Below are 23,587 nucleotides of genomic sequence, written 5' to 3'. Positions count from 1 at the left end.
ACTCACTCGCTCTTCTCCGATCCGTCACCCTTGACCACATCAGGATCGCGCGGCTTGCCCTGCGGCGCGTTTCCGGGATGCGATTCGCCCGCGCCGGTCTTCGCGGTGCTGTCGGAGGTCTTCGCCTCGACCGGCTGCTTCACCGGCGTTTCCTTCGCGTCGGCCTTCATGATCTGATCCGCCTTCAGCGGCGTCGGCGCGCCCTTCGCTTCAGGCAACGCCGCCTTCTCGTCACCCGGCAGGACGTATTCCGCGCCCTCCCACGGGGACGTGAAATCGAACGTGCGGAAATCCTGCGCCAGCTTCACCGGCTCGTACACCACGCGCTTCGCTTCTTCCGAATACCGCAGCTCGACGAAGCCCGTCAGCGGGAAATCCTTGCGCTGCGGATGCCCGCGGAAACCGTAATCGGTCAGGATGCGGCGCAGGTCGGTGTTGCCGGTGAACAGCACGCCGTACATGTCGTACACCTCGCGCTCCAGCCATCCCGCGACCGGCCACAGCCCGGTGACCGACGGAACCGGGCTGTCCTCGTCGGTCGATACGTGAACGTGCAACCGGTGGTTGCGCGTCAGGCTGAGCAGGCAATAGACGACCTCGAACCGCTCCGCGCGATCGGGATAGTCGACGCCTGCGATCTCCATCAGCTGCTGATATTCCAGCCCCGGCGTATCGCGGAGCGCAGTCAGCGCCGCGACGATCCCGTCGCGGTGGACGTGCAGCGCGATCTCCCCCGCCCGTTCACAGGAATGGACGAGCGCCGACCCGATCGCCGCCGCAGCCGCGTCGATAATGCCGTCGTTGGTGGTGAAGGCGGGCGCGGGCGACCTCATGAAATCCTCCCCTGCAAGGGGAGGTGGCGCGCGCAGCGCGACGGAGGGGTGACACCCTCTCGACAGCGCGACACCCCTCCGGCGCTGCGCGCCACCTCCCCTTGCAGGGGAGGATTTAGATAGGAGACAATCACCGTTCGATGCTCCCGCTCCGGCGGATCTTACGCTGCAACTGCATGATGCCGTACAACAACGCCTCCGCGGTCGGCGGGCAGCCGGGGACGTAGATGTCGACCGGCACGATCCGGTCGCACCCGCGCACGACGCTGTAGCTATAATGATAGTACCCGCCGCCGTTCGCGCACGATCCCATCGAGATCACGTATTTCGGCTCGCTCATCTGATCATATACGCGGCGCAGCGCGGGGGCCATCTTGTTGCAGAGCGTCCCCGCCACGATCATCACGTCCGACTGGCGTGGGCTCGCGCGCGGTGCGGCACCGAACCGCTCCAGATCATAGCGCGGCATGTTGACGTGGATCATCTCGACCGCGCAGCACGCCAGCCCGAACGTCATCCACCACAGGCTGCCGGTGCGCGCCCATTGGAACAGATCCTCGGTCGAGGTGACCAGGAAACCCTTGTCGTTCAGCTCGCCGTTCAGACCGTCGAAGAAACCCTGATCGGGCGGCAGGATCGCCGCACCCGGTGCAGGCGTAAGTTCTACTCCCAATCGAGTGCTCCCTTCTTCCAGGCGTAAACGAGGCCGAGCGCGAGTTCGGCGATGAAGATCATCATGCTGATCCACGCGGTCCAGCCGAGATCGAACACCGTCACCGCCCAGGGATACAGGAATGCGGCCTCCAGGTCGAAGATGATGAACAGGATCGCGACCAGATAGAAACGCACGTCGAATTGACTGCGGCTGTCCTCGAACGCGGGGAAACCGCATTCATATTCGCTGAGCTTTTCGACCGTCGGCTTGTGGCTGCCGGTCAGCCGCGACACGACCATCGGCGCGAACACGAACGTCCCCGACAGCGCCAGCGCGACGCCCAGAAACAGCAGGATCGGCAGATATTGCGACAGGTCAACCAAGGCGTATCTCGCAAGTGCGAACGGAACGGGGCCGCTTTAGGCGCGTGGGATATGAGGGGCAAGGCGTTGGGGCGGTGAGAATGAATCGCAAAACCCACTAATTCCTCCCCGGCACGGAGAGGGGGACCATTCGCTTCTTCAGCGAATGGTGGAGGGGCAGCCAAGCAAGTCTGTCGCGTGTGGCTGCCCCTCCGTCTCGCGTCGCGAGCCACCTCCCCGTTCCGGGGAGGAATTAGCTTACCTGAGCGCCCCAGCCACAAGCTTGTGCAGCTTGGAATGAATCACATCGTTCGCCGCCAGGAACTCGTTCCGCTCCATCGCCCGATCGCCGCCGCGGAAATCGGTGACGAAACCGCCAGCTTCCTTCACCAGCAATATCCCGGCCGCCACGTCCCACGGCTTCAGGTCGCTTTCCCAATAGCCATCGAACCGCCCCGCCGCGACCCACGCGAGATCAAGCGCAGCCGACCCCAGCCGCCGGATGCCCGCCACCTGTGGCGCCACCGCACCGAAGATGCGGCTCCACTGCACGAAATCGCCGTGCCCCATGAACGGAATACCCGTCGCGATCAGCGTTTCCGACATATCGCGCCGCGCCGACACGCGCAGCCGCGTATCGGTATTCCACGCCCCGCGGCCCTTTTCGGCCCAGAAGCTCTCGTCGGTCAGCGGTTGATAGACGAGTGCCGTCGTGATCTCGCGCTTGCCGTTCGGCAGCATTTCCTCAACCGCGATCGACATCGCGAAATGCGGAATGCCGTGCAGGAAATTACTCGTCCCATCCAGCGGATCGACGATGAAGCGCGGCTTGTTCGGATCGCCCGCGATCTCGCCGCGCTCCTCCATCAGGAAACCCCAGTCGGGCCGCGCCTTGCTGAGTTCCTCGTACAGCGTCTGCTCGGCGCGCTGGTCGGCCTGCGTGACGAAGTCGGCCGGGCCTTTCTTGCTGACCTGCAGATGCTGCACTTCGTTGAAGTCACGACGCAACCGCGGCGCAGCCTTGCGCGCGGCGCGTTCGATGACGGACATGATGCCGGAATGGCTGGGCATTTCTAATCCTTCTCCCTCTCCCCTTCGGGGAGAGGGTCGGGGAGAGGGGCAGTCGGACGGTGGCGCACTGCCCCTCTCCCGACCTCGCTACGCTCGGCCACCCTATCCCCGTCGGGGAGAGGGAGACAGGTCAGTCCGCGCGACGAACGTACGTCTGCTCATACACATCCACGACAATCCGCGTCCCCGCGCCGATATGCGGCGGGACCATCACGCGCACGCCGTTTTCCAGGATCGCGGGCTTGTAGCTGGACGAGGCGGTCTGCCCCTTCACCACCGCGTCGGCCTCGACGATCAGCGCCTCGATCGTGTCGGGCAGCTGCACCGAGATCGGGCGTTCCTCCCACAATTCCATCACCACATCCATGCCGTCCTGCAGGAAGGCCGCGGCATCGCCCAGGATATCGGCGTCCAGCGTGATCTGCTCGTAATTCTGCTTGTCCATGAAGGTCAGCGTATCGCCCTCACGGAACAGGAACTGGAAATCGACCGTGTCGAGCCGCACGCGCTCAAGACTTTCCGCCGAACGGAAACGGACGTTGTTCTTTCGCCCGTCGATCAGGTTCTTCATCTCGACCTGCATATACGCGCCGCCCTTGCCGGGCTGGGTGTGCTGGATCTTGACCGCGCGCCAGATGCCGCCTTCATATTCGAGGATGTTGCCGGGACGAACCTCGACCGCGTTGATCTTCATGAAATGCCTGTGACGTTGAAAAGAGCGTGGGGGAAAGAGTGAAGCGCGGGCCTTAGCGGGGAGAGGCTTTTCCGGCAAGCAGCGGGTAGGGATTGACCGGCTCCCCTCCCCACCAGCCATCGCCTGCGCGCATTCGCGATACCCCGAAATGAAGGTGCGTGTTGCCCGGCCCCGCATTGCCGGTATCGCCGACGAACCCGACCGGATCACCCGCCGCCAGCCGCTTTCCCTCCGCCAGCCCCGGCGCATAGCCGCTGAGATGGGCGTAATAATAAACCCAACCGCGGCTCGGCGAGCGGACGTAGGCGGTGATGCCCCCCGCGTCGCTCTGGAACAGTTTCTCCACCGTTCCCGCCGCCGCCGCGACAACCGGCGCGCCGCCCGGCGCCATAATATCGACCGCCTCGTGATGCCGCGTGCCACCCCCGCGCGGCGCACCCCATGTATCGACCAGCGAGGCGCGCGCCACGCCCGCGACCGGGATCACCAGCCCTAGGTCGTTCGGCGTCGCTTTCTCAAACCGCGCCTTCATGCGTGCGACCGGTGACGGTCCATTACCGGGGCCGAACGACAGCATCGATCCGAACGCCAGCACCGACAAAACGATCAGCGTCAGGATCGTCCAGCCGAGCTTCGTCACGGCTTCACGCCTGGAACAACGCGGGCGTCCCCGCCTTCACCATAAGGCTCAGCCGCGCCACGTCCCAATTGGTCAGCCGGATGCAGCCGTTGCTCTCCGCGCGCCCGATCTCCTTCGGCTCGCTGGTGCCATGAATGCCGTAATGATCCTTCGACAGATCGATCCAAACCACGCCGACCGGATTGTTCGGCCCGGGCGGGATGAGTTGCGTTTCCTTGGTGTCCTTGACACCCTTCAACAGCTTCGGCGTCATCCGCCAATCGGGGTTCGGCGCGACGCCCAGCACCTTCCAGTTCCCCAGCGGCAGCGGATCGGTGTTCGACCCCATCGTCGCGGAGAATTGCGCGACCAGTTTGCCCTGCGCGTCCAGCACGCGCAGCACGCCGTCCGATTTGTCGACGACGATCTTCGCGCCCTTCGGCTGGCGCGCATCGACGTTCAGGCTGGCCAGCGTCGCGCGGAAATCGTCCTTCACATCCGCCGGATAGTCGCGCGACGACGGCAGCGCGTTGGGGAACACCATTTTCTGCCCCACCGCCAGCCGCGTCCCCGGCCCGTTCAACGCCACCAGCACCTCGGGCGTGGTATGGAACATCTCCGCCAGTTTCTCGATCGGCGTGCGGTATGGCACCGCCTTCAACGCGGCCTGATCGGCATAATCCTTTGGCGTCGGATTGAGGAACGGCCCCGCCAGCGCCGCCTTGCTCAGCGCCAGCGTCACCGTCGGGCGCGCGGCACGATACGGGTACAGCGCCTTCAGCGTCGCCGCATCCGCTTTCCCCGTCTTCGGCAGACCCCGGCTCTCCTGAAACCCCTTCAGCGCGGCAACCAAAGACTGCCCGCCGCGCCCGTCGAGCACACCCGGCCCGAAGCCCAGCTTGTCGAGGATCACCTGAACGTGCAGGATATTGCGATCGACCTGCACCGGCTCCTGCGCCGGAGCCGCCTGGTTCTGCGCCTGCGCCGCCGATAGCGCCAAGCCCGCGCCAAGCGCCGCCACAATGAATTTCCGCATGAACCTGACCCCTTACTGATACGCTATGAGGCCGAACGGATCAGCGCGGTTTTGTTTCCACCCCGGAACGAGCCATCGCGATTTCAAGCCGCGCCTGACGCTCGGGCGGTAGTCGCGCGCCCACGCCATCGTTCGGCAACGTATCGTGCGCCGGAACGCCCGCCGGAATCGTCACCCACGGATGCTTGCTCCGAACGAAGAAATGCGCGTCGGGCGATAGCCGCTGGTTCTCGTCCAGCGTCCCCGCCCGCACGAAACGGATCGCATCGCCCAGCATCGGATGGTCCGCCCACAGCAACGTCTCGCATCGGCCGCAACGCCACGCGCGCGTTTCGCCCGATCCCTCACGCTGCAGGCTGCGCACCACCGGCTCGCCGGTCGTGACCTCGACGCACGCCGTCTCGATCATCGCGTTCAGCGCAAAGGCCGAACCCGTGATCCGTTGGCAATCGCGGCAGTGACAGCAATTGACCATCATCGGTTCGGCGGTGATCCGGTAGCGCACGTCGCCACATTCGCACCCGCCGCCCATCATCCCAGCACCTCCTGAAACGCCTTCACCGCCGCCGCCTCGTCCCCGCCCCACACCGCGTTGCTGACCGCGATGAAGTCCGCCCCCGCCTTCACCAGCGGCGCGGCGTTGGCGGGCGTGATCCCGCCGATCGCGACCGACGGCATCTCGAACAATGCCGCCCACCACGACAGGATCACCGGCTCGGGCGTGTGCTTCACCTCCTTCGTCGTCGTCGGATAGAAGCTGCCGAACGCGACATAATCCGCCCCCGCCTCGCCCGCTTCCATCGCCAGATGACGGCTGTCGTGGCACGTCACGCCGATCTGCACCGACGGCCCCAGCACGCTGCGGGCTTCACGAACGTCGCCATCCTCCTGCCCCAGATGCACCCCGTCCGCCCCCAGCCGCTTCGCCAGGCTGACGCTGTCGTTGACGATGAACGCGACGTCCGCATCGGCGCATATCCGCTGCAACGGCTCGGCCAGCGCCGCCGCCTGATGCTGATCGACATCCTTAACCCGGAACTGGAACGCCGCCACCGGCCCCGCCTCCAGCGCGCGCCGCAACCGGTCGGCGAACCCGCCGGTCACGTCCAGCGGCGATATCAGATAAAGCTGGCACGGCGGCCGCCGTACATCGCGTTTGAAGGCGGCGGCGAAATTGGGATCGAGCGGGCCGAGCGGGTCTTGGGTGTCCATGCCCCGCGCTCTAGCGCGTCGGTCGTCGAAGCGAAATGACCACGATTCGGCGCACAGGCGATCGCGCGGACATTGACGGATCGGCAACTCGCATATGGTAGAGCGGCGTTCCGATGTCGTCGCTTGCCTTTACCACGCCATTTGCCACAAGAGCGAAACGATCGAATGTCGGCCCGGCCGGGTTACCGTATCGATGTCGAGCGGAGCGGGACGACAAAGTGGGTAACGCGTAGATATGATCGCCACGACGACCGCGATCCTCATGGCGGGGACGTTCGCCCAGACCGGCGCGTCGCCCCCGCCGACTATTACGCCGCCGCCTATTTCCGTGACGATCGACCCGGTGCCGCCGGTCGCGACGATTCCACCGGTGGAAGCGACGCCCGAACCGGCCACCCCGCTGCCACCGGTGGTTCAGCCCATCGATCTGCCCGTGCCGCCCATTGCAAAGGCCGATTCCCAAACCGACGTCGTCGTCGTCGGAAAGCGGGACGCCGCCGGCGATCCCCTGATCTCGGTCAACGCCAAGGCGTTCGGCGCGACGCAGGCGGTCGACAGGGCCTTCGTCGGCCCGGTCTCGCTCGCCTACAAACGCTCCATCCCCTCGCCGATCCGCAGCGGGATCCACAATTTCCTCTACAACCTGCGTGAACCGATCGTGTTCGTGAACTTCCTGCTGCAGTTCAAGGTCGGCAAGGCGGCCGAGACTGCGGGCCGGTTCGCGATCAATTCCACGGTCGGTGCGGCGGGGCTGATCGACATCGCCAAGCGAAAACCTTTCCGCCTGCCGCGCCGATCGAACGGTTTTGCCAACACGCTGGGCTTTCATGGGGTGAAGAACGGCCCGTTCCTGTTCCTGCCCCTCGTCGGGCCGACGACGGTCCGCGACCTGATCGGCGGGACGATCGACCGCCTGTTCTTGCCGGTTGCGGTCGGAAAGCCCTTCACCAGCACCGAATTCACCGCACCCGCGGGTGCGCTGGGCGCGCTGGATCATCGCGCGGAGTTCGACGAAACGCTGAAATGCCTGCACGACGACAGCACCGATCCCTATACGTCGTCCCGCGCTTTCTATCTGGAGCGTCGCCAGGCCGAGATCGACCATCTGAAGGGCCGGGTCAGAAAAACGACGCCACGCTGCGAAACCGTCGGCTTCGGCATCGGCAGCACGCCGCCAGCGGCGGGAACGTCCGCTCCGGCGAAGACCAGCGTCCAGCCGCCTGCAGCAACAACGCCTTCCATGCCCGTCGATACGTCGAGCGGCGTATTGCCAGAAGTGTCACCGCCCACGCCGATACCGGCGGACGCGCCTGCGCCGCCGGTCGCGACCTCGCCAGTTCCGGCTGCACCCCCATCAGACCCTGCCGACAGGCCGATCGTCCCGCCTGTCAATGAAGACCGGATTACCGAACCCCGCTGACCGCGCCGATTATCTGACCGAGATCCTCGCGGGGGATCGGGCGGCAAATCTTTAATACCCGTACTCCGCCTGCTTCGGCGTGAAGCAATCCATCCCCCATACCGCTGCTGAATGGCGCTGCCCGCTAAAGAAGGGGCACACCGATTTTAACCGCTTTACTCCGCCAAAGGTGATCAAGCGGGCCTAGCTGCTTCGACCACCCAATCCACCACATCGCCGCGATACTCGCTCGCCCAAAATGACAGGTGCGGCACATTTCCGAATGCGACACGATGCCCGAAGGCGATCGCGGCTCCCCGATGCGCCTGCCACTTGCCGTGTCGCGCATCGATGCTCTCCATCGTCAGAATCTCAACCCCTCGCGAGAAGTGCTTGAGGTTGCCAAAGGTCATGACGAACCGTGGGTTGATCGCGGCGATGAAGATGCGGTGGACGGGTTCGCATAGATCGATGGCCCCCTGAAATCCGGGATGGCTGGAGATGCCCGTGGATCGCGTGAAGGCCAGGTTTGATGCCGGAACATCGCGGGTGTCCCGGCCCATGGCCTTGCAAAGGGCTTGAATGCGCCTTTGAAGCGGCGCTTCGCCCTTACGATAGCGCCGTCCACCCGGCACCCATTCCTCATCGAGATAGGCGTTTTTCGCTGCTCGGCTTCCGGCGATCGACTCCGCGAGCGTGGCACCGGCCGCACCGCCCGGATTGAGCCCAAGCAGATAGACCGGTCCCGCCACGAGCGTGACGTCGGCGGAATACAGGACGGCCCCCGAACGGTCGATCAGACCGGAATCCGTCAGATACGCTTCGGCTGCATCCAGCGAATTCATGTGATTGGCCTTCGGGTACCTACAAACTCGACAGGACGATCATCCGGCAATCGCGAATGTCTTCAAGCAGGCATTTGCAGATGCGAACCGCGCGCTTTCCTACAGATCGAGACTTGTGGTATTTCATTGCCGGGCACCATACGCCTCGCTCTTTCACATAATTGGTCAAAATCGTTCAAGCGACGCGTTTCGTGTGAACTTGTGTGAACTTTGGTCGTCCGCGCCTGTCAATGGATACCGGAGGTACTAGCGTTTTCCCGCGCACCGCCGCGCCGACGCTCTTCGCTGACCGCACTCCGTCACCAGCGCGCGAAACCGTACGTTCAACGTTCGCGACGAAAATAACGCCAGCGTCTCAACATTCTCAACATTCGCGGGCATGGAGCCATGTGGCGCTGCGCCGTCAAACGGCCGGTTCGTGATCATCGGACCACCGCAGAACGCGTCCGACGCGCGTACGCAGGTGCGACTTTCCTGACTTTTGGCGCCCGCCGAAAACGCGTCTTGGCCTAACCTTAGACTAACTTTCCGTGCGATCCGGCGACGCTCCGACCACCGCGAGCAGGAACCCGTCCCATTTCTTCGCCCCCACTGTCTGCACCGCGGTCGCGGACAGCCGCGGTTCGGCGGCTACCGCATCGAACAGCGCGCGGGTGCCCCGGATGCGGTCGTCGTCGCTGTCCGCCTCCAGCACGCCGCCCTCGCGCACGACATTGTCGAAGACGATCACCGTCCCCGGCCGCGACAGCGTGAGCGCCTCGCGCAGATAGACGACGTTCGACGGCTTGTCGGCGTCGACGAAGATCAGGTCGAACGCGCCGTCCAGCGTCGCCAAGGTCTCCACCGCCGGCCCGACGCGGATGTCGACGCGCTCGCCCACGCCCGCCGCATCGACATTACCGCGCGCGACCGAAGCATGGTGCGGATCGACCTCCAGCGTCACGACCTCGCCGCCATCGCCCACCGCGCGCGCCAGCCAGATCGTCGAATAGCCGCCGAGCGTGCCGACCTCCAGCACGCGCCGCGCCCCGGCCATCATCGCGAACAGGTGGAGCATCTTCCCCTGCGCCGCCGACACGTCGATGTCGGGCAGCCCGACCGCGGCATTGGCGGCCAGCGCAGCGACCGGATCGTCACCGATCAGCTTGTCCGCGATGTATCGATCGACCGCCACCCAGCCCGCGTCGGGTTCGTTCAGGCGCTCGACCATCGGCTAGCCCCTACCCAGCCCGACGCCGCCGATCGGGCGCAGCTCGGCGGCGGTGTCGAAGCCCGCGATCAGCGGCCTCGCCGCCGCGATCGCGGCACGCACCGCGGGCAGCGACAGCGACGCGGCATGGCTTTCCTTGCTGTCCCATGCTTCCGACACCCAAAGCGCGTCGGCGTTCGCCAGGTCTTCGGACACGACATAGCTGAGACACCCCGGCATCGCCGCGCTGCCCGACAGCAACAGCCGCGCCAGCGCCTCCCGCTGCCCCGGCTTGGTGGTGACCTTCCCGATCATCCCGTACATCTGGCCCTCGGCCGTCGCCGCGACCGCCGAGCCGCCCAGCAGCGTAGCCACCGACGCCGACACGACGAAGCCGCGGCGGTCGATCACGATTATTCCGCGCCCTGATAGATGCTCACCAGCCGGTCGAGCATCGCCAGCGCCTCGCCGCGTTCACGTTGGAACGTGTTGCGGCCAATGATCGAACCGTTGCCGCCGCCGTCGCGAATGTCGCGCGCGTCCTGATACACGTCGTCGGCGCCCTTCGCCGCGCCGCCCGAAAACACCACGATCCGCCGCCCCGCGAAGCACGCCTGCACGACGTGCGCGACGCGCTTGGCCTGCGTCGACGAATCGAAGCCCTCATACGCCTTCTTGGCGTCCTTCTGCTCGATATGGTCGCCCGGCAGCTTCACCTTGATGATGTGCGCGCCCAACAGCGCCGCCATGTGCGCCGCATAGGCTCCGACATCCAGCGCCAGTTCGCCCGACTTCGGCAAATCGCCGCCACGCGGATAGGACCACAACACCGTCGCCAGCCCGACCGCCTTGGCGTGCGCCGCCAGTTCGCGGAATTCCTCCATCATCTCGAAGATGTGCTCGGAGCCGGGATAGATAGTGAAGCCGATCGCCGCGCAGCCCAGCCGCAACGCATCCTCGACCCCGCCGGTCACGCCCTGATCGACGCTGGTCGCCCAGCTGTTCGACGAATTGACCTTCAGGATCGTCGGGATCTGCCCCGCGAACGTGCTCGCCCCGGCCTCCAGCATCCCGAGCGGCGCGGCATAGGCGCTGAGCCTCGCGTCGATCGCGATCTGGTAATGGTAATGCGGATCGTACGCCGCCGGGTTGATCGCGAAGCTGCGCGCCGGGCCATGTTCAAACCCCTGATCAACCGGCAGGATCACCAGCTTGCCGGTCCCGCCAAGGCGGCCATGCATCAGGATTTTCGCGAGATTCGCCTTCGTGGCGGGGCTGTCCGATTCGTATTTGTCCAGGATCGTCTTCACCGCCGGCGTCATCGTCGTTTCCTATCGCATACGTATGTTGCGGTGGCTGTTAGCGGGGCAGGCCGCGATCGGCTAGAGGTCCAGCCACATCCGCACCGCATTCTCGACCTGGATCATCGACGACCGGTCGATCGCCCCCGCGACCCGGGAAACCGATGCCGCCCGCAGCGTGATGATCTTGTCCGCCAGGACAAACGACGCCTCTTCCAATCCGTTCGTCGCGGTCGGCAAGACCGAAACGCGGAATAGCGCCGCGTCGGCCGTGGAGGAGATCATCGCGACTGTTATGGAAAACGGGTCATCCAGAAAATCGTCGGCCTGAAGCACCAGCCACGGTCGCGGCTTACCCGCAAAGCTGCCGCGTTCGCCCGCAATCACGACGTCGCCGCGCTTCACGGCAGATCGAGTTCCCTTGCCGCACCGTCCAGAACGTCGCCGACCTCGGGATCGTCGCGCTCGCGCTCACTGATCCGCCGCCATTCCTCGCGCGCCAGCGATACGGCGTCGCTCCGCGCGACATAGGCGCGGATCGCATCACGCGCGATCTGACTTTTGGGGCGCTTCGTGCGCCGCGACAGGGATTCGAGCGCGCGTTCCGTCTCGCTGTCCAGCCTAACGCCCAGCATCTCAGCCTCCGTTCAACATGTTGAACGTAAACCTCGTGGCCTATCGCGTCAACGCGGCCACCCCCGGCAACTCCCGTCCCTCCATCCATTCCAGGAACGCCCCGCCTGCGGTCGACACGAAAGTGAAGTCGTCCGCCACGCCCGCATGGTTCAGCGCCGCGACGGTATCCCCGCCCCCCGCGACCGACACCAAGCTGCCGTCCTGCGTCAGCGCCGCGGCGGTCTTGGCCAGCGCGACCGTCGCGGTGTCGAACGGGGGTGTTTCGAACGCGCCCATCGGGCCGTTCCACACCAAGGTGCGGCAATTCTTCAGCACATCCGCCAGCGCCTCGATCGCGGCGGGGCCAACGTCCAGGATCATCTCGTTCGCCGCCACCTCATGCACGTTGACCGTGCGCGTCGCCGGGTTCGCCCTGAACTCCTTGGCGACCACTATGTCATACGGCAGATGGACGGTGCAATTCGCTTTCTCCGCCGCCGCCAGTATCTCCTCCGCGGTGCCGGTCAGGTCATGTTCGCACAGGCTTTTGCCGACATTCACCCCCCGCGCGGCGAGAAACGTGTTCGCCATACCCCCGCCGATAATGAGGTGATCGACCTTGCCCACCAGATGCCTCAGCACGTCGAGCTTGGTCGACACCTTCGCCCCCCCGACGACCGCCGCGACCGGATGTTCCGGTGCACCCAGCGCCTTTTCCAGCGCGTCGAGTTCGGCCTGCATCGCCCGTCCCGCAAACGACGGCAACTTGTGCGCCAGCCCCTCGGTCGAGGCGTGCGCGCGGTGCGCGGCGGAGAAGGCGTCGTTGACGTACATCTCGCCCAGCGCCGCGAAGCGTTCGACCACTGCCGGATCGTTCTTCTCCTCGCCGCCGAAGAACCGCGTATTCTCCAGCACCGCGACATCCCCGGGTTGCAACGTCGCGACCGCCGCCGCGTCGCCCTCCCAATCGATGTAGCGCACCGGCCGCCCCAGCACGCCCTCATACGCCTTTGCGATCGGCTCCAGCGAAAGGTCGGCGCTCGGCACGCCCTTGGGCCTTCCGAAATGCGCCAGGATCAGCACGATCGCGCCCTTGTCGGACAGTTCCGCGACGGTCGGAACGGTCGCCCGAAAGCGCGTGTCGTCGGTGACCTTCCCGTCCGCGACGGGGACGTTCAGATCCTCGCGGACGAGGACTCGTTTGCCACGCACATCGCCGATGTCGTCGAGCGTTCGGAAGGACTTCGCCATGCTTCTTCGATCCTGATTTCATCGCCGACGGCGATCCTGCCGCCCGCTTTCACCCGCGTACACACGCCACCGCGCCAATCGGGGGTCAGCGCCGCACGCAGCCCCGCCGCCAATGCCTCCATCCGCTCGCACGGATCGCATTCGCGCGTGATCTCCAGCAACACCTCCGCGCCGATACGCAGCCGCACACCTGCGACCTGCGGCAGATCGAGCCCCTCGACCAGCAGGTTCGCGCGCCGCTCGGCCCACGAAATCACGTGCCCGACCTCGGCCATCGCCGCGTCCCAGTCGCTGCGCTCTATCAGCGTGACCTGCCGCCGCCCCTTCCCGCCGGGCTTCAAGGCCCCGCGGAAATCACCGTGGATGCCGCCCTTGACAGTCACCTCCACCGCATCGAGCGTCTCCATCGGCGCCTTCGAAAAGGCGTGACGAGCGATTCCGACGAGGCGCCCGGACGGGTTCACCCCAGCTTCGCCATCACGCTCGCGGTGTCGACCATGCGGTTGGAGAAACCCCATTCGTTGTCGTACCAGCTGACGACGCGCACCAGCTTGCCGTCCAGCACCGTCGTCTCCAGGCTGTCGATCGTCGACGACGCGGGTGTGTGGACGATGTCGATCGAAACCAGCGGTTCGTCCGAATAGACCAGAACGCCCTTCAACGGCCCGCTCTCCGACGCCGCCTTCAGGATCGCATTGACCTCTTCCTTCGTCGTGTCGCGCTTCGGCGTGAAGGTCAGGTCGACAAGGCTGCCGTCGGGCACCGGCACGCGGATCGCCGATCCGTCCAGCTTGCCCTTCAGTTCCGGCAACACTTCGCCCACGGCGCGCGCGGCCCCGGTGGTGGTCGGGATCATGCTCATCGCCGCCGCCCGCGCACGGCGCAGGTCGGGATGGATCTGATCGAGGATCTTCTGATCGTTCGTGTAGGCATGGACCGTCGTCATCAGCCCGCGTTCGATCCCGATCGAATCGTTCAGCACCTTGGCGACGGGGGCCAGGCAATTGGTGGTGCATGACGCGTTCGACACGATCGTGTGTTTGCTCTCCAACTTGTCGTGGTTCACGCCGAACACGACGGTCAGGTCGACGCCCTTGCCCGGCGCGGAGATCAGCACCTTTTTCGCGCCCGCATCAATGTGCTTCTGGCAGCTCTCGCGGTCTGTGAAGAAGCCGGTGCATTCCAGCACCAGTTCGACGCCCAGTTCCTTGTGCGGCAGATTCGCGGGGTCGCGCTCGGCGGTGACGCGGATGCGCTTGCCGTCGATCACCAGATCGTCGCCGTCGGCCTCGACCGTGCCGGGATAGCGGCCATGCACGCTGTCGCGGCTGAACAGCCATGCGTTCGATTTGGCGTCGGCCAGATCGTTGATCGTCACCAGTTCCAGATCGCCGCCACGCTCGATCAGCGCGCGCGCCACCAGACGGCCGATTCGCCCGAACCCGTTGATCGCTACCTTCGTCATGTCGCCACGTTCTCCCATGCCCCGTTTTGCCGCGGCCTTTGCGCGACTGACGCCGCACCCGTCAACCTTGGGACGGTACTAAAGCGGCTTGTCGTCATCGCGCGCGCGACCTATTCCCCGCGGATATGGCCGATCCCGCTTCCCGTATCGATGCCGCCATCGACCGTATCGTGGCCGCCGCCAGCGTGTGCCTGGAAGACAATGAAGCGTTGCGCCGTCGTCACGCTGCGCTGCACGAGGCAATGACCGCCGCAGTGGCTGCGCTGGACGAGCAGGTCGCGCGTCAGGACACGAACCGGATCGACGCCTGATGGGACGCGTGGTGCTCAAGATCGGCGATCAGGAATATCCCGTCGCCTGCCGCGATGGCGAGGAATCGCGGCTCGAAATGCTCGGTGCGATGCTCGCCGAACGCTTTCCCGATGCGCAAAAGGCCGCGGGCAATGCGGGCACCGTGCGAGAGATGCTGTTGATGGCGCTGATGCTGGCCGATGACCTAGCCGATGCCAAGGCCGCTGCCATTCAACCACGCTCGGTCGACGACGCGACGCTCGACCGTTTGGCGGTAAGGCTCGAAGCGCTCGCCATCGCTCTTGAGGAAAGCGTCGGGAACGCCTAGATTGGTGGTGGCGGGTACTGCCCGGTACGAGCGAGCGAACATCCCTGAGGCTATTCATCTTCCATGGGGGCTGTCCCTGCCCGGATCCTGGTCCGACGCACATGGTTCCCACCTGACGTTACAAGCGTCAGAGGATATTCTTGCACACGGCCACGGTGGTCCCGCCACACCCCATGACCAATAAGGAGACGATCCGCGTCACGGGCCGCGCCGCGCGCGAGGCGTTCGCCGCATCGCCGCACCCCGATATCATCGTTTCAGATACTTACCTCGCGATGCTTTCGCGCGGGCTGACCGTGGCCAGCTACGTGCCCGTTCGCGGAGAGGCCGACCCGACTCCCCTCGCCCGTGCCGCCGTCGCGGCCGGTTGCGTCATCGCATTGCCTCACGTCACCGACCGCACCGCCCCATTGCGCTTTCTCGCATGGGATACGGAGGCCGCTCTGGTCGCTGGGCCAATGGGATTGCATCAGCCCGCCGAAAGCGCCGAGGAACTGGCCCCCGACATCGTGCTGACGCCACTCATCGCGTTCGATCGACGTCTGGGTCGACTCGGTCAGGGCGCAGGCTATTACGACCGCGCCTTCACCCGCTTTCCAGACGCACATCGTATCGGCGTCGCCTGGAGCGTACAGGAAGTGGGCGAAGTCCCGACCGACCCCTGGGACGTCGCGCTTCACGCGATCGCCACCGAAATCGAATGGATCACCCCATGACGCCAACCTGGCGCAAACCCGCGGGAATGCTCGCGATCCTGCTGCTGATCGCCTTGTGGTGCATCGCGATCGTCAGTTTCTCGGGCACGATCGGCGGCTGGCACTGGCTGGCGCAACTCGTCTTCTACCTCGTCACCGGCATCGTCTGGATCACCCCGTTGAAACCGCTGCTCCGCTGGATGGAGACCGGCCGCTGGCGCTAGAGTTCGTGGCATATCGGGACGGTCGAATCGTTCTCAGCGACGCCTTTCGTCTCCGGCTGTCTTTCCGACTTGATAGAAATCGCGATTTCCGGCGCAGCTCCGGCGAGCCCTTCCGCCATCGCATCGGGCATCGACAGTTGGTCCGATGAAATACGCAGGTTCTGGCAGAGGTGTCCCGCAGCGATCCGTTTACGGGACGTTCCGTCATAGACGCGCCATGAAATCTCGGCGACGCCCTCGCCATTGAATTTGCGCGTACGGCTCGTCAGCTTCGCCGGCCCCCATTGCGGGAAACAAGCATTCAACCGAACGCGCTTCACCGCGACGATCAGCCGCAGTTCTCCTTGCCTTTGCTTATCCCCGAGCCAATCGTCACCGTCGACCGATATGTCGACGCCGGACCGATGGAGCGCGCGCGCCAGCATACTGGCGGCGCGCGCAGGGTCCGGTGCCGCATCGCTCCAGCGAAGGTCACCTGCCGGAAGGCAAAACACACCCGATTTGCGTCGTCCAACGACGATGTCGGACGTGATTTCAAACCGTAGTGGGGCCACTGAATACGTCGGCTCGGCAGCGGACTCGCCAGCCGCAGACTGATCGAGGCCAACCTCAGCGCCCGCGGACTGAGCGGAAGCATTGGCCGCCGCCGACGCCGAAAGACCGACAATCAACAGCATTCGACATAGCGATCTGGTGATCGGCCTCTGGCGGGTGACGCTCGGGCTGAACACGCTAATTCTTGGGCGGGTTGACGACGGTGACGCTGGTTCCGGGCGTGACTGGGACGCTGATCGCCGCGGGTGAGGCGGTCGCCGTTGCCGGCGTTCCCGGTTGCGCTGAGGCATTGGTCGCGTTCCGCACGAAAATCGCTTCGTCGATCTTGTCCCAAGCGACCTTGTAGGTCAGCGGATCGAGGATCGGCTTGTCGTTCTTCGACTGCTGACCATAGGCGCTCGATGACGACTTCGAATTCAGGAAGTTGAGCCGAACCCGGGCCATCTTGTTCGGCATAGCCTCGACGAACGCAGTCGCCCGGGTATTGCCGCTGGATCGCTGACCCGCAAAAGCCTCCAGGAAATTGGTTTTGTTCTGCGTGGCGCTTGAGGCCGTGATGAAGCCACTCGGCATGTCGGCGTTTTCGAGCTGATATCCGAGATCCTGGAAAACGCTGACGACCGAAGCGAACAACACCTCCTTGCTCGTTTCGTATTCGTGAGACTGTAGCGCCTGCAGTTCCATCGGAGTCAGTTGCGGCTTCTTCTTTGCCTCCGACTGACTTGGAGCGACGAAAAGCAGTCCTGCAACGAAAACGGCGGCGATATTGCGCATCATCAATCCCCCTTAAAAATCACTGGTGCGGCTACGGAAGTCCGCGACCACATCAGATTTGTCGAACTTGATGATCAGGGTCATCGTCCGCGACGTTTGCGAAAATCCGTCCGCCGATCTGCCGCCGCCGGTGAGAAGGATCGTCCAATAGCTAGACGATGAACTGGATTGAGATACCGTCGCCATCCGCTGATAGCTCCAGACCTCCTGCCCCGCGCCGTCCCGCGTCGTGATGTTTGGCGAACCGAACTTTTCGAGCACTTCAGCCTTTGATGTCTGCCCCACCTGCAAGTTCAGCTGGACATTACCTTGCGTCAGCGCGCTGTTGCGCTGGTCGACCGGCGCGACCGCGGTCGCGCACGCGACTAGCGCTGCGCACAATGGCGCAACCCATAGAATTTTCATTGTTATCCCCCCGATTCGAGGGGATAAGGAGCCACTTGGTGGTCAGCCTGTCAAGAGATGCCGACGGTAAGGAAACTGAAATTCCTTACCCTAACGCCTTCTTCAGCAGGTCGTTGACCACGCCCGGATTGGCCTTTCCGCCCATCGCGCGCATCGTCTGGCCGACGAAGAACCCGAACAATTTGTCCTTGCCGCCACGATAATCCGCCACCTTGTCGCCGTTCGCCGCCATCACCTCGGCGATCACCGCTTCGATCGCGCCGGTGTCGCTCGTCTGCTTCAGTCCGCGCTCCTCGACGATTCTGCCCGGCGCGTCGCCGGTTTCGAGCATGATCTCGAACACCTGCTTGGCAAGGCTGCCCGACAACGTCCCGTCCGCGACCAGCGCCAGCAATTCCGCCGCCTGTCCGGGCGTTACGGGCGACTCTTCGATCGGCTTATCCAGTCGGTTGAGCGCGCCGAACAACTCGCCGGTCATCCAGTTCGCCCCGGCAACCGCGGGCGCGCCAGCATCTAGCAGCGCATCGAACCAGCGCGCAGATTCGACCTCCGCGGTCAGCACGTGGGCATTGTAGCGCGTGATTCCCAGCGCCTCGTATCGCGCGCGTTTCGCGCCCGGCAACTCCGGCAACGACGCACGACATTCGTCGAGGAACGCGTCGTCCAGTTCGAGCGGCAGCAGATCGGGATCGGGGAAGTAACGGTAATCGTGCGCGTCCTCCTTCGACCGCATCGACCGCGTTTCGTTGCGATCGGGATCGTACAGCCGCGTTTCCTGTACGATGCGGCCACCGTCCTCCAGCACACCGATCTGGCGTTTCGCCTCCTGCTCGACCACGGCCATCACGAAGCGCACCGAATTGACGTTCTTCGTCTCGGTCCGCGTGCCAAGCTCCTCGCCCGCCCTACGCACGCTGACGTTGACGTCGGCGCGCATCGATCCTTCTTCCATATTGCCGTCGCACGACCCGACGTAGCGCAGGATCGCGCGCAGCTTGCGCAGATACGCCCCCGCCTCCGACGGCGACGCCATGTCGGGACGGCTGACGATCTCCATCAGCGCCACGCCCGACCGGTTCAGGTCGACATAGGATCGCGTCGGATGCTGATCGTGCATCAGTTTGCCCGCGTCCTGCTCGACATGGATGCGCTCGACACCGATCGTCTTGACCCGGTCGCCATCCTCGATCTCCAGCGAACCTTCGCCGACAATCGGATGATAAAGCTGCGAAATCTGGTAACCCTGCGGCAGATCGGCGTAGAAATAATTCTTCCGGTCGAACCGCGACCATTTATTGATCTGCGCGTCGATCGCCATGCCGGTGCGCACCGCCTGACGGATGCATTCGCGGTTCGGCACCGGCAACATTCCCGGCATCGCGGCATCGACCAGCGACACCTGCGTGTTCGGCTCCGCCCCGAATTCGGTCGCCGCGCCGGAGAACAGCTTGGCGTTCGATGTCACCTGCGCATGGACCTCCAGGCCGATCACGACCTCCCACTCGCCCGTTGCACCCTGAATACGATAGTCGCTCATTTTACCACCAAGCCTCCGGCCGCGCGACGAACCCGGCGCGTTCCTCGATCGCGAGGGCGGCGTTCAGCACGCCTTGCTCGTCCAACGCTCGCCCGATGATCTGCAACCCCAGCGGCAGTCCCGCCTTGTCGACCCCGCCGGGCACGCTCATCGCGGGCAATCCCGCCAGCGACGATGGCACCGTGAAGACGTCGTTCAGATACATCGCGAGCGGATCGGCGCTCTTGTCGCCCAGCGCGAAGGCGGCGGACGGCGCGGTCGGGGTCAGCAGCACGTCGCACTGTTCGAACGCTCGCTCGAAATCGCGCGCGATCAGCGTCCTGATCTTCGACGCCTGCGTGAAATAGGCATCATAAAACCCTGCAGAAAGGACATAAGTTCCGATCAGAATGCGCCGCTTCACTTCTTCGCCAAAGCCCGCCGCACGCGTCGCGGCGTACATGTCCTGCAGCCCCGCCCCCTCGGGCAGATCGCGCAGGCCGAAGCGCACGCCGTCATAGCGCGCCAGGTTCGACGACGCCTCAGCCGGCGCGATGATGTAATAGGCCGGCAGCGCGTATTTCGTGTGCGGCAGCGATACTTCGACCACTTCCGCGCCCGCATCCTTCACCCATTCGATGCCCTGCTTCCACAGCGCCTCGATCTCCTCGGGCATATCATCGACGCGGTATTCCTTCGGGATACCGACGCGCTTGCCCGCCAGCGACGCGTTCAGCCCCGCCTCCCACTGCGGCACGTCGAGCTTGAGCGACGTCGCGTCCTTCGCGTCGAACCCGGCCATCGCCTCCAGCAGGATCGCGCAGTCACGCACGTCGCGCGCCATCGGTCCCGCCTGGTCGAGCGACGAGGCGAACGCGATCGTGCCCCAACGCGAGCAGCGGCCATAGGTGGGCTTGATGCCAGAAATGCCGACGAACGCCGCAGGCTGACGGATCGAGCCGCCGGTGTCGGTGCCGGTCGCGCCGGGGCAGATGCGTGCAGCAACCGCCGCCGCCGACCCGCCCGACGATCCGCCGGGGGCGAGCGGTGCGTTGCCGCCGTCGCTCCGCCGCCACGGACTGATGACATTGCCGAACGCGCTGGTCTCGTTCGACGAACCCATCGCGAACTGGTCCATGTTCAGCTTGCCGAGCATCCCCGCGCCCGCATCCCACAAATTCTGCGAAACGGTCGATTCATACTGCGGGGTGAAGCCGCCCAGGATGTGGCTGGCCGCGGTGGTCGTCACGCCCTTCGTGCAGAACAGATCCTTCATGCCGATCGGCACGCCCGCCAGCGGCTTCAGCACCTCGCCCGACGCCCGCGCATCGTCGGTCGCCGTGGCTGCGGCGATCGCGTGATCGGGGGTTTCGACAAGGAACGCGTTCAACGGCTTGGCCTTGCTGACCGCGACGACGAACGCATCGGCCACGTCGCGCGCAGAGAAAGTCCCTACACGCACGCCATCGCGGATTTCGCGAATGCCAAGGTCGGTCAGAACGGTCATTATTCGATCACCTTCGGCACGGTGAAAAACCCGTGCTCGGCCTGTGGCGCGTTCGCCAGCACCGCGTCGCGGATGCCGCCGCCGGTCAGCGGATCGGCGTTGACGACATCGTCGCGCAGCCGAAGCGTGTTCGGGATCACCGCGGTCATCGGCGCGACGCCCTCGGTATCGACCTCGGACAATTGCTCGATCCAGCCGAGAATGTTGTTGAGTTCGGGGACGAGCCGCTCGGCGGCGGCATCGTCGATCGCGATGCGCGCCAGGCTCGCGACCTTCTTCACGGTGGCAATATCTACGGACATGGCCGCGCCGCTACCACCACGCGGCGCGTCGGCGCAATGCCCGCGGTTGCGCGAAAGCGAGTGGTCGGGCACGGGCGCGGCATGGCCCGCAAGTTCCTCTACGTCGTCGCGTTCCTCATCGTCCTCGTCCTTGCCGGGGCGATCACCTATCGCATCTGGGGCAACGAGATCATCCGCTGGCGCTTCGTCCCTGCCGCCCCGTTCGAGGCGAAACCGCCGGTTCCGCGCGCGATCTACGACGACCAGAAGATGTGGTTGGCCCGCCCGGATATCGCGCAAAACCCCGCCCGCTGGACGCCCGCGGGCTACAGGGCGCAGCAACCGGGCAACGGCGCGGCGATCTTCTTCATCCACCCCACCTCCTACCTATCCGACGATCACTGGAACGCCCCGCTCGACGATGCCGAAGCGAACGGCCGCGCGGCGCTGTTCCTGCGCGGACAAGCGAGCGCGTTCAACGAAGCGGGCGATGTGTGGGCGCCGCGGTACCGCCAAGCGACCTTCGGCGCGTTCCTGACCAGCGCCGCCGACGCCACCCGCGCGCTGAACCTGGCGTACGGCGACGTACAGGCGGCGTTCGAATCTTTCCTGCGACAGGTCGGCCCGACCCGTCCGATCATCCTGGCCGGGCACAGCCAAGGCGCGCTCCACCTGACGCATTTGCTGAAGGACAAGGTCGCCGGCACACCGCTCGCACGACGCATCGTCGCGGCCTATGTGGTCGGCTGGCCTGTGTCGGTCGACACCGACCTGAAGGCGCTCGGGATGCCCGCCTGCACCGCCCCCGATCAGCGCGGCTGCGTGCTGTCGTGGGAGAGTTTCGCCGAACCCGCCGATCCGTCGCTGGTGCTGGACACCTACGATCGCACGACCGGCTTAGACGGGCGGCCGCGCAAGGATACGCCGATCCTCTGCACCAACCCGCTGACCGGGATAATCGGCGGCGACGCGCCCGCCAGCGCCAACCTCGGCACGCTCTTTCCGTCCAGCGACCTGGCGAATGCGGTCATCACCCCAGGCCGCGTGAGCGCGCGATGTGCCGACCGTGGTTTCCTGCTGATCGGCGAACCGCCAGAGGTCGGGCCGTACGTGCTGCCCGGCAACAACTATCATGTATACGACTACAGCCTGTTCTGGGCCAACGTCCGCGCCGACGCAGCACGGCGGCTCGCGGCTCGATGATCACCTCCGCCGCAGCGGATTTTCGCGCGGTGCTGCCGAACGGCGGACGGCTGATCGGGCTGGATGTCGGCAGCAAGACCATCGGCACCGCGCTGTGCGACGCCGGATGGAGCTTCGCCAGCCCCGCCACCCTCATCCGTCGCACCAAATTCCAGAAGGACAAAGCGCTGCTCGCCGACCTGATCCGCGCGCAGGCGGTGGTCGGGCTGGTCATCGGGCTGCCGATCAACCTGGACGGCAGCGAAAGCCCGCGCAGCCAGTCGACCCGCGCCTTCGCCCGTAACGTCTCCGATCTCGGCCCGGTGCTGCTTTGGGACGAACGCTGGTCGACCGTCGCGGTCGAACGCGTGATGATCGAACAGGACATGAGCCGTGCCAAACGCGCCGAACGGATCGACAACCTGGCCGCCGCGCATATCCTGCAGGCCGCGATCGACGCCTTGGTGCGCGACTGATCCGCTTTACCTTTCGTTAACCAAATTCCGTCATCCTTCGGTAAGGCGGACACGCGCTGTTTCCACGGCGGCGGGCACGCCACGGGAGTCATTCGAAATGTATCGCGCCATCATCGCGCTAGCTCTTCTGGGGCCGACGCTCGTCGGCTGCGCCACGCGGCCCAACGCGCTCGATATGGGGGCCACGGTCGCGATCGAGCCGACGAAGGCCGACCGCGCATGGCGCAAGGTGGCGGTTGAGGGAGATCAACTGCTGGTCGATGGCCTGCACGATCGCTTCGCACGCGCCCGCGCCGCTCTGCCCAGACGCGCCGTCCGCATGGCCTCGGACGAAGGCCCGCTGCTTGATCCGGCCGCAGCGCAGACCCTGCCGGCGCTGCCCCCCGGTCCCTATTACTGCCGCCTGGTCCGGCTCGGCGGACGCCGCGGCGTGGCCTCTTTCGCGCCCGATCTCTGCTACGTCGCTCCCGCCAAGGATGCGCTGGCGTTCAGCAAGCAGACGGGTTCCAACCTGCCCGAAGGATACATTTACGACGATGGCGATTCGCGGGCGGTGTTTCTCGGCACGTTCCGCACCGCAGGAGAGCCTGAAGGAGGCGGCTATGGCGCGGCCACGGGCGAGAATATCGTCGGCATCGTGGAACGCGTATCGTCGTTTCGCTGGCGGCTGATCCTGTCGCGCGCCGGGGGCGACGGCGCGCTCGACATGTACGAACTGGTTCCGGTCCCGCCGCAGGTGCCGGGCGCAAAGCCCGCCGTGCCGTCCGACTGATCCCGGGCGGACCGACCTTGCCCGCCGCGCAACG

The 23,587-nt window shown here is 65.2% G+C and carries 31 protein-coding genes and 1 pseudogene; 8 read left to right on the top strand and 24 right to left on the bottom strand.

Annotated elements, in window-relative coordinates; all coding sequences use genetic code 11:
• Positions 1 to 2: 2 nt before the first annotated feature.
• The 9 genes from M0208_RS17100 to thiE form a co-directional block, all read right to left on the bottom strand.
• A complete protein-coding gene (locus tag M0208_RS17100) occupies positions 3 to 833 on the bottom strand; it encodes an NADH-quinone oxidoreductase subunit C (protein ID WP_258892869.1) in 831 nt (276 codons plus the stop codon).
• Positions 834 to 963: 130 nt separating this feature from the next.
• Positions 964 to 1,506, bottom strand: coding sequence for an NADH-quinone oxidoreductase subunit B family protein (locus tag M0208_RS17095; protein ID WP_258892868.1), 543 nt, complete (start codon positions 1,504 to 1,506; stop codon positions 964 to 966).
• Positions 1,497 to 1,871 carry an NADH-quinone oxidoreductase subunit A gene (locus M0208_RS17090; protein WP_258892867.1) on the bottom strand — a complete coding sequence of 125 codons (375 nt, stop codon included), beginning with the start codon at positions 1,869 to 1,871 and terminating at the stop codon, positions 1,497 to 1,499. Before M0208_RS17090 ends, M0208_RS17095 begins: the two co-directional genes overlap by 10 nt.
• A 237-nt stretch (positions 1,872 to 2,108) precedes the next feature.
• Entirely contained in the window at positions 2,109 to 2,921 is an 813-nt protein-coding gene (locus M0208_RS17085) for an inositol monophosphatase family protein (protein WP_258892866.1), read from the bottom strand.
• A gap of 130 nt (positions 2,922 to 3,051) precedes the next feature.
• Positions 3,052 to 3,615, bottom strand: coding sequence for an elongation factor P (gene efp / locus M0208_RS17080; RefSeq protein ID WP_258892865.1), 564 nt, complete (start codon positions 3,613 to 3,615; stop codon positions 3,052 to 3,054).
• A gap of 52 nt (positions 3,616 to 3,667) precedes the next feature.
• Positions 3,668 to 4,255 (bottom strand): M23 family metallopeptidase, encoded by a 588-nt coding sequence (locus tag M0208_RS17075; RefSeq protein ID WP_258892864.1) that lies wholly within the window; start codon positions 4,253 to 4,255, stop codon positions 3,668 to 3,670.
• Positions 4,256 to 4,259: 4 nt separating this feature from the next.
• Positions 4,260 to 5,270: a L,D-transpeptidase family protein gene (locus M0208_RS17070; protein WP_258892863.1), complete on the bottom strand. Its 1,011-nt coding sequence runs from the start codon at positions 5,268 to 5,270 to the stop codon at positions 4,260 to 4,262.
• A gap of 40 nt (positions 5,271 to 5,310) precedes the next feature.
• Entirely contained in the window at positions 5,311 to 5,805 is a 495-nt protein-coding gene (locus tag M0208_RS17065) for a GFA family protein (protein WP_258892862.1), read from the bottom strand.
• Entirely contained in the window at positions 5,802 to 6,482 is a 681-nt protein-coding gene (gene thiE / locus M0208_RS17060) for a thiamine phosphate synthase (RefSeq protein ID WP_258892861.1), read from the bottom strand. Before thiE ends, M0208_RS17065 begins: the two co-directional genes overlap by 4 nt.
• Positions 6,483 to 6,717: 235 nt before the next feature.
• Between thiE and M0208_RS17055 the strand changes: the two genes are divergently transcribed.
• Positions 6,718 to 7,902: a VacJ family lipoprotein gene (locus M0208_RS17055; RefSeq protein WP_258892860.1), complete on the top strand. Its 1,185-nt coding sequence runs from the start codon at positions 6,718 to 6,720 to the stop codon at positions 7,900 to 7,902.
• A gap of 173 nt (positions 7,903 to 8,075) precedes the next feature.
• Here the strand turns inward: M0208_RS17055 and M0208_RS17050 are convergent, their stop codons facing one another.
• From M0208_RS17050 to gap, 9 genes and pseudogenes are all read right to left on the bottom strand, one after another.
• Complete coding sequence (locus M0208_RS17050; RefSeq protein WP_258892859.1) at positions 8,076 to 8,726, bottom strand: hypothetical protein; 651 nt, start codon at positions 8,724 to 8,726, stop codon at positions 8,076 to 8,078.
• Between the two features lie 520 nt (positions 8,727 to 9,246).
• On the bottom strand, positions 9,247 to 9,936 hold the full coding sequence (locus M0208_RS17045; RefSeq protein WP_258892858.1) for an O-methyltransferase: 690 nt from the start codon (positions 9,934 to 9,936) through the stop codon (positions 9,247 to 9,249).
• A 3-nt stretch (positions 9,937 to 9,939) separates the two neighbouring features.
• Entirely contained in the window at positions 9,940 to 10,326 is a 387-nt protein-coding gene (locus tag M0208_RS17040) for a putative quinol monooxygenase (protein WP_258892857.1), read from the bottom strand.
• A 2-nt stretch (positions 10,327 to 10,328) separates the two neighbouring features.
• Positions 10,329 to 11,237, bottom strand: a complete 909-nt coding sequence (locus M0208_RS17035; protein WP_258892856.1) for a class I fructose-bisphosphate aldolase — start codon at positions 11,235 to 11,237, stop codon at positions 10,329 to 10,331.
• Positions 11,238 to 11,297: 60 nt separating this feature from the next.
• Entirely contained in the window at positions 11,298 to 11,621 is a 324-nt protein-coding gene (locus M0208_RS17030) for a type II toxin-antitoxin system PemK/MazF family toxin (RefSeq protein ID WP_258892855.1), read from the bottom strand.
• On the bottom strand, positions 11,618 to 11,851 hold the full coding sequence (locus tag M0208_RS17025; RefSeq protein ID WP_258892854.1) for a ribbon-helix-helix domain-containing protein: 234 nt from the start codon (positions 11,849 to 11,851) through the stop codon (positions 11,618 to 11,620). The genes M0208_RS17030 and M0208_RS17025 overlap by 4 nt, the downstream gene beginning before the upstream one ends.
• Before the next feature lie 40 nt (positions 11,852 to 11,891).
• Positions 11,892 to 13,082 carry a phosphoglycerate kinase gene (locus M0208_RS17020; RefSeq protein ID WP_258892853.1) on the bottom strand — a complete coding sequence of 397 codons (1,191 nt, stop codon included), beginning with the start codon at positions 13,080 to 13,082 and terminating at the stop codon, positions 11,892 to 11,894.
• An 8-nt stretch (positions 13,083 to 13,090) separates the two neighbouring features.
• Positions 13,091 to 13,489: pseudogene (locus M0208_RS17015) on the bottom strand (MOSC domain-containing protein); the annotation flags it as partial.
• A gap of 53 nt (positions 13,490 to 13,542) precedes the next feature.
• Positions 13,543 to 14,547: a type I glyceraldehyde-3-phosphate dehydrogenase gene (gene gap, locus M0208_RS17010; protein WP_258892852.1), complete on the bottom strand. Its 1,005-nt coding sequence runs from the start codon at positions 14,545 to 14,547 to the stop codon at positions 13,543 to 13,545.
• A 125-nt stretch (positions 14,548 to 14,672) separates the two neighbouring features.
• On the opposite strand from gap, the gene M0208_RS17005 reads away from it, so the two are divergent.
• The 4 genes from M0208_RS17005 (at position 14,673) to M0208_RS16990 (ending at position 16,085) form a co-directional block, all read left to right on the top strand.
• Positions 14,673 to 14,858, top strand: coding sequence for a hypothetical protein (locus tag M0208_RS17005; RefSeq protein WP_258892851.1), 186 nt, complete (start codon positions 14,673 to 14,675; stop codon positions 14,856 to 14,858).
• Positions 14,858 to 15,166 (top strand): cell division protein ZapA, encoded by a 309-nt coding sequence (locus tag M0208_RS17000; RefSeq protein ID WP_258892850.1) that lies wholly within the window; start codon positions 14,858 to 14,860, stop codon positions 15,164 to 15,166. Before M0208_RS17005 ends, M0208_RS17000 begins: the two co-directional genes overlap by 1 nt.
• Positions 15,167 to 15,339: 173 nt before the next feature.
• Complete coding sequence (locus M0208_RS16995) at positions 15,340 to 15,882, top strand: 5-formyltetrahydrofolate cyclo-ligase (RefSeq protein WP_258892849.1); 543 nt, start codon at positions 15,340 to 15,342, stop codon at positions 15,880 to 15,882.
• Positions 15,879 to 16,085, top strand: a complete 207-nt coding sequence (locus tag M0208_RS16990) for a DUF2842 domain-containing protein (protein WP_258892848.1) — start codon at positions 15,879 to 15,881, stop codon at positions 16,083 to 16,085. Before M0208_RS16995 ends, M0208_RS16990 begins: the two co-directional genes overlap by 4 nt.
• On the opposite strand, the gene M0208_RS16985 is transcribed toward M0208_RS16990, so the two are convergent.
• From M0208_RS16985 to gatC, 6 genes are all read right to left on the bottom strand, one after another.
• A complete protein-coding gene (locus M0208_RS16985) occupies positions 16,082 to 16,762 on the bottom strand; it encodes a hypothetical protein (RefSeq protein WP_258892847.1) in 681 nt (226 codons plus the stop codon). The two genes, M0208_RS16990 and M0208_RS16985, sit on opposite strands and share 4 nt — an antisense overlap.
• Before the next feature lie 55 nt (positions 16,763 to 16,817).
• The gene (locus tag M0208_RS16980; protein ID WP_258892846.1) at positions 16,818 to 17,417 is read right to left on the bottom strand and encodes a hypothetical protein; all 600 of its coding nucleotides are present in this window, start codon (positions 17,415 to 17,417) and stop codon (positions 16,818 to 16,820) included.
• Between the two features lie 9 nt (positions 17,418 to 17,426).
• A complete protein-coding gene (locus M0208_RS16975) occupies positions 17,427 to 17,819 on the bottom strand; it encodes a hypothetical protein (RefSeq protein ID WP_258892845.1) in 393 nt (130 codons plus the stop codon).
• 85 nt (positions 17,820 to 17,904) lie between these two features.
• Positions 17,905 to 19,356, bottom strand: coding sequence for an Asp-tRNA(Asn)/Glu-tRNA(Gln) amidotransferase subunit GatB (gatB, locus tag M0208_RS16970; protein ID WP_258892844.1), 1,452 nt, complete (start codon positions 19,354 to 19,356; stop codon positions 17,905 to 17,907).
• A gap of 1 nt (position 19,357) precedes the next feature.
• A complete protein-coding gene (gene gatA, locus M0208_RS16965; RefSeq protein WP_258892843.1) occupies positions 19,358 to 20,842 on the bottom strand; it encodes an Asp-tRNA(Asn)/Glu-tRNA(Gln) amidotransferase subunit GatA in 1,485 nt (494 codons plus the stop codon).
• Positions 20,842 to 21,144 (bottom strand): Asp-tRNA(Asn)/Glu-tRNA(Gln) amidotransferase subunit GatC, encoded by a 303-nt coding sequence (gatC, locus tag M0208_RS16960; protein ID WP_258892842.1) that lies wholly within the window; start codon positions 21,142 to 21,144, stop codon positions 20,842 to 20,844. The genes gatA and gatC overlap by 1 nt, the downstream gene beginning before the upstream one ends.
• Positions 21,145 to 21,225: 81 nt before the next feature.
• Between gatC and M0208_RS16955 the strand changes: the two genes are divergently transcribed.
• From M0208_RS16955 to M0208_RS16945, 3 genes are all read left to right on the top strand, one after another.
• Entirely contained in the window at positions 21,226 to 22,326 is a 1,101-nt protein-coding gene (locus tag M0208_RS16955) for a DUF3089 domain-containing protein (RefSeq protein WP_258892841.1), read from the top strand.
• Positions 22,323 to 22,781, top strand: a complete 459-nt coding sequence (ruvX, locus tag M0208_RS16950; protein WP_258892840.1) for a Holliday junction resolvase RuvX — start codon at positions 22,323 to 22,325, stop codon at positions 22,779 to 22,781. Before M0208_RS16955 ends, ruvX begins: the two co-directional genes overlap by 4 nt.
• 97 nt (positions 22,782 to 22,878) lie before the next feature.
• Positions 22,879 to 23,553 carry a DUF4893 domain-containing protein gene (locus M0208_RS16945; RefSeq protein WP_258892839.1) on the top strand — a complete coding sequence of 225 codons (675 nt, stop codon included), beginning with the start codon at positions 22,879 to 22,881 and terminating at the stop codon, positions 23,551 to 23,553.
• Positions 23,554 to 23,587: the final 34 nt, after the last annotated feature.

Source organism: Sphingomonas sp. SUN019, assembly GCF_024758705.1.
Classification (GTDB): domain Bacteria; phylum Pseudomonadota; class Alphaproteobacteria; order Sphingomonadales; family Sphingomonadaceae; genus Sphingomonas.
This window is presented reverse-complemented; position numbering and strand designations above follow the sequence as displayed.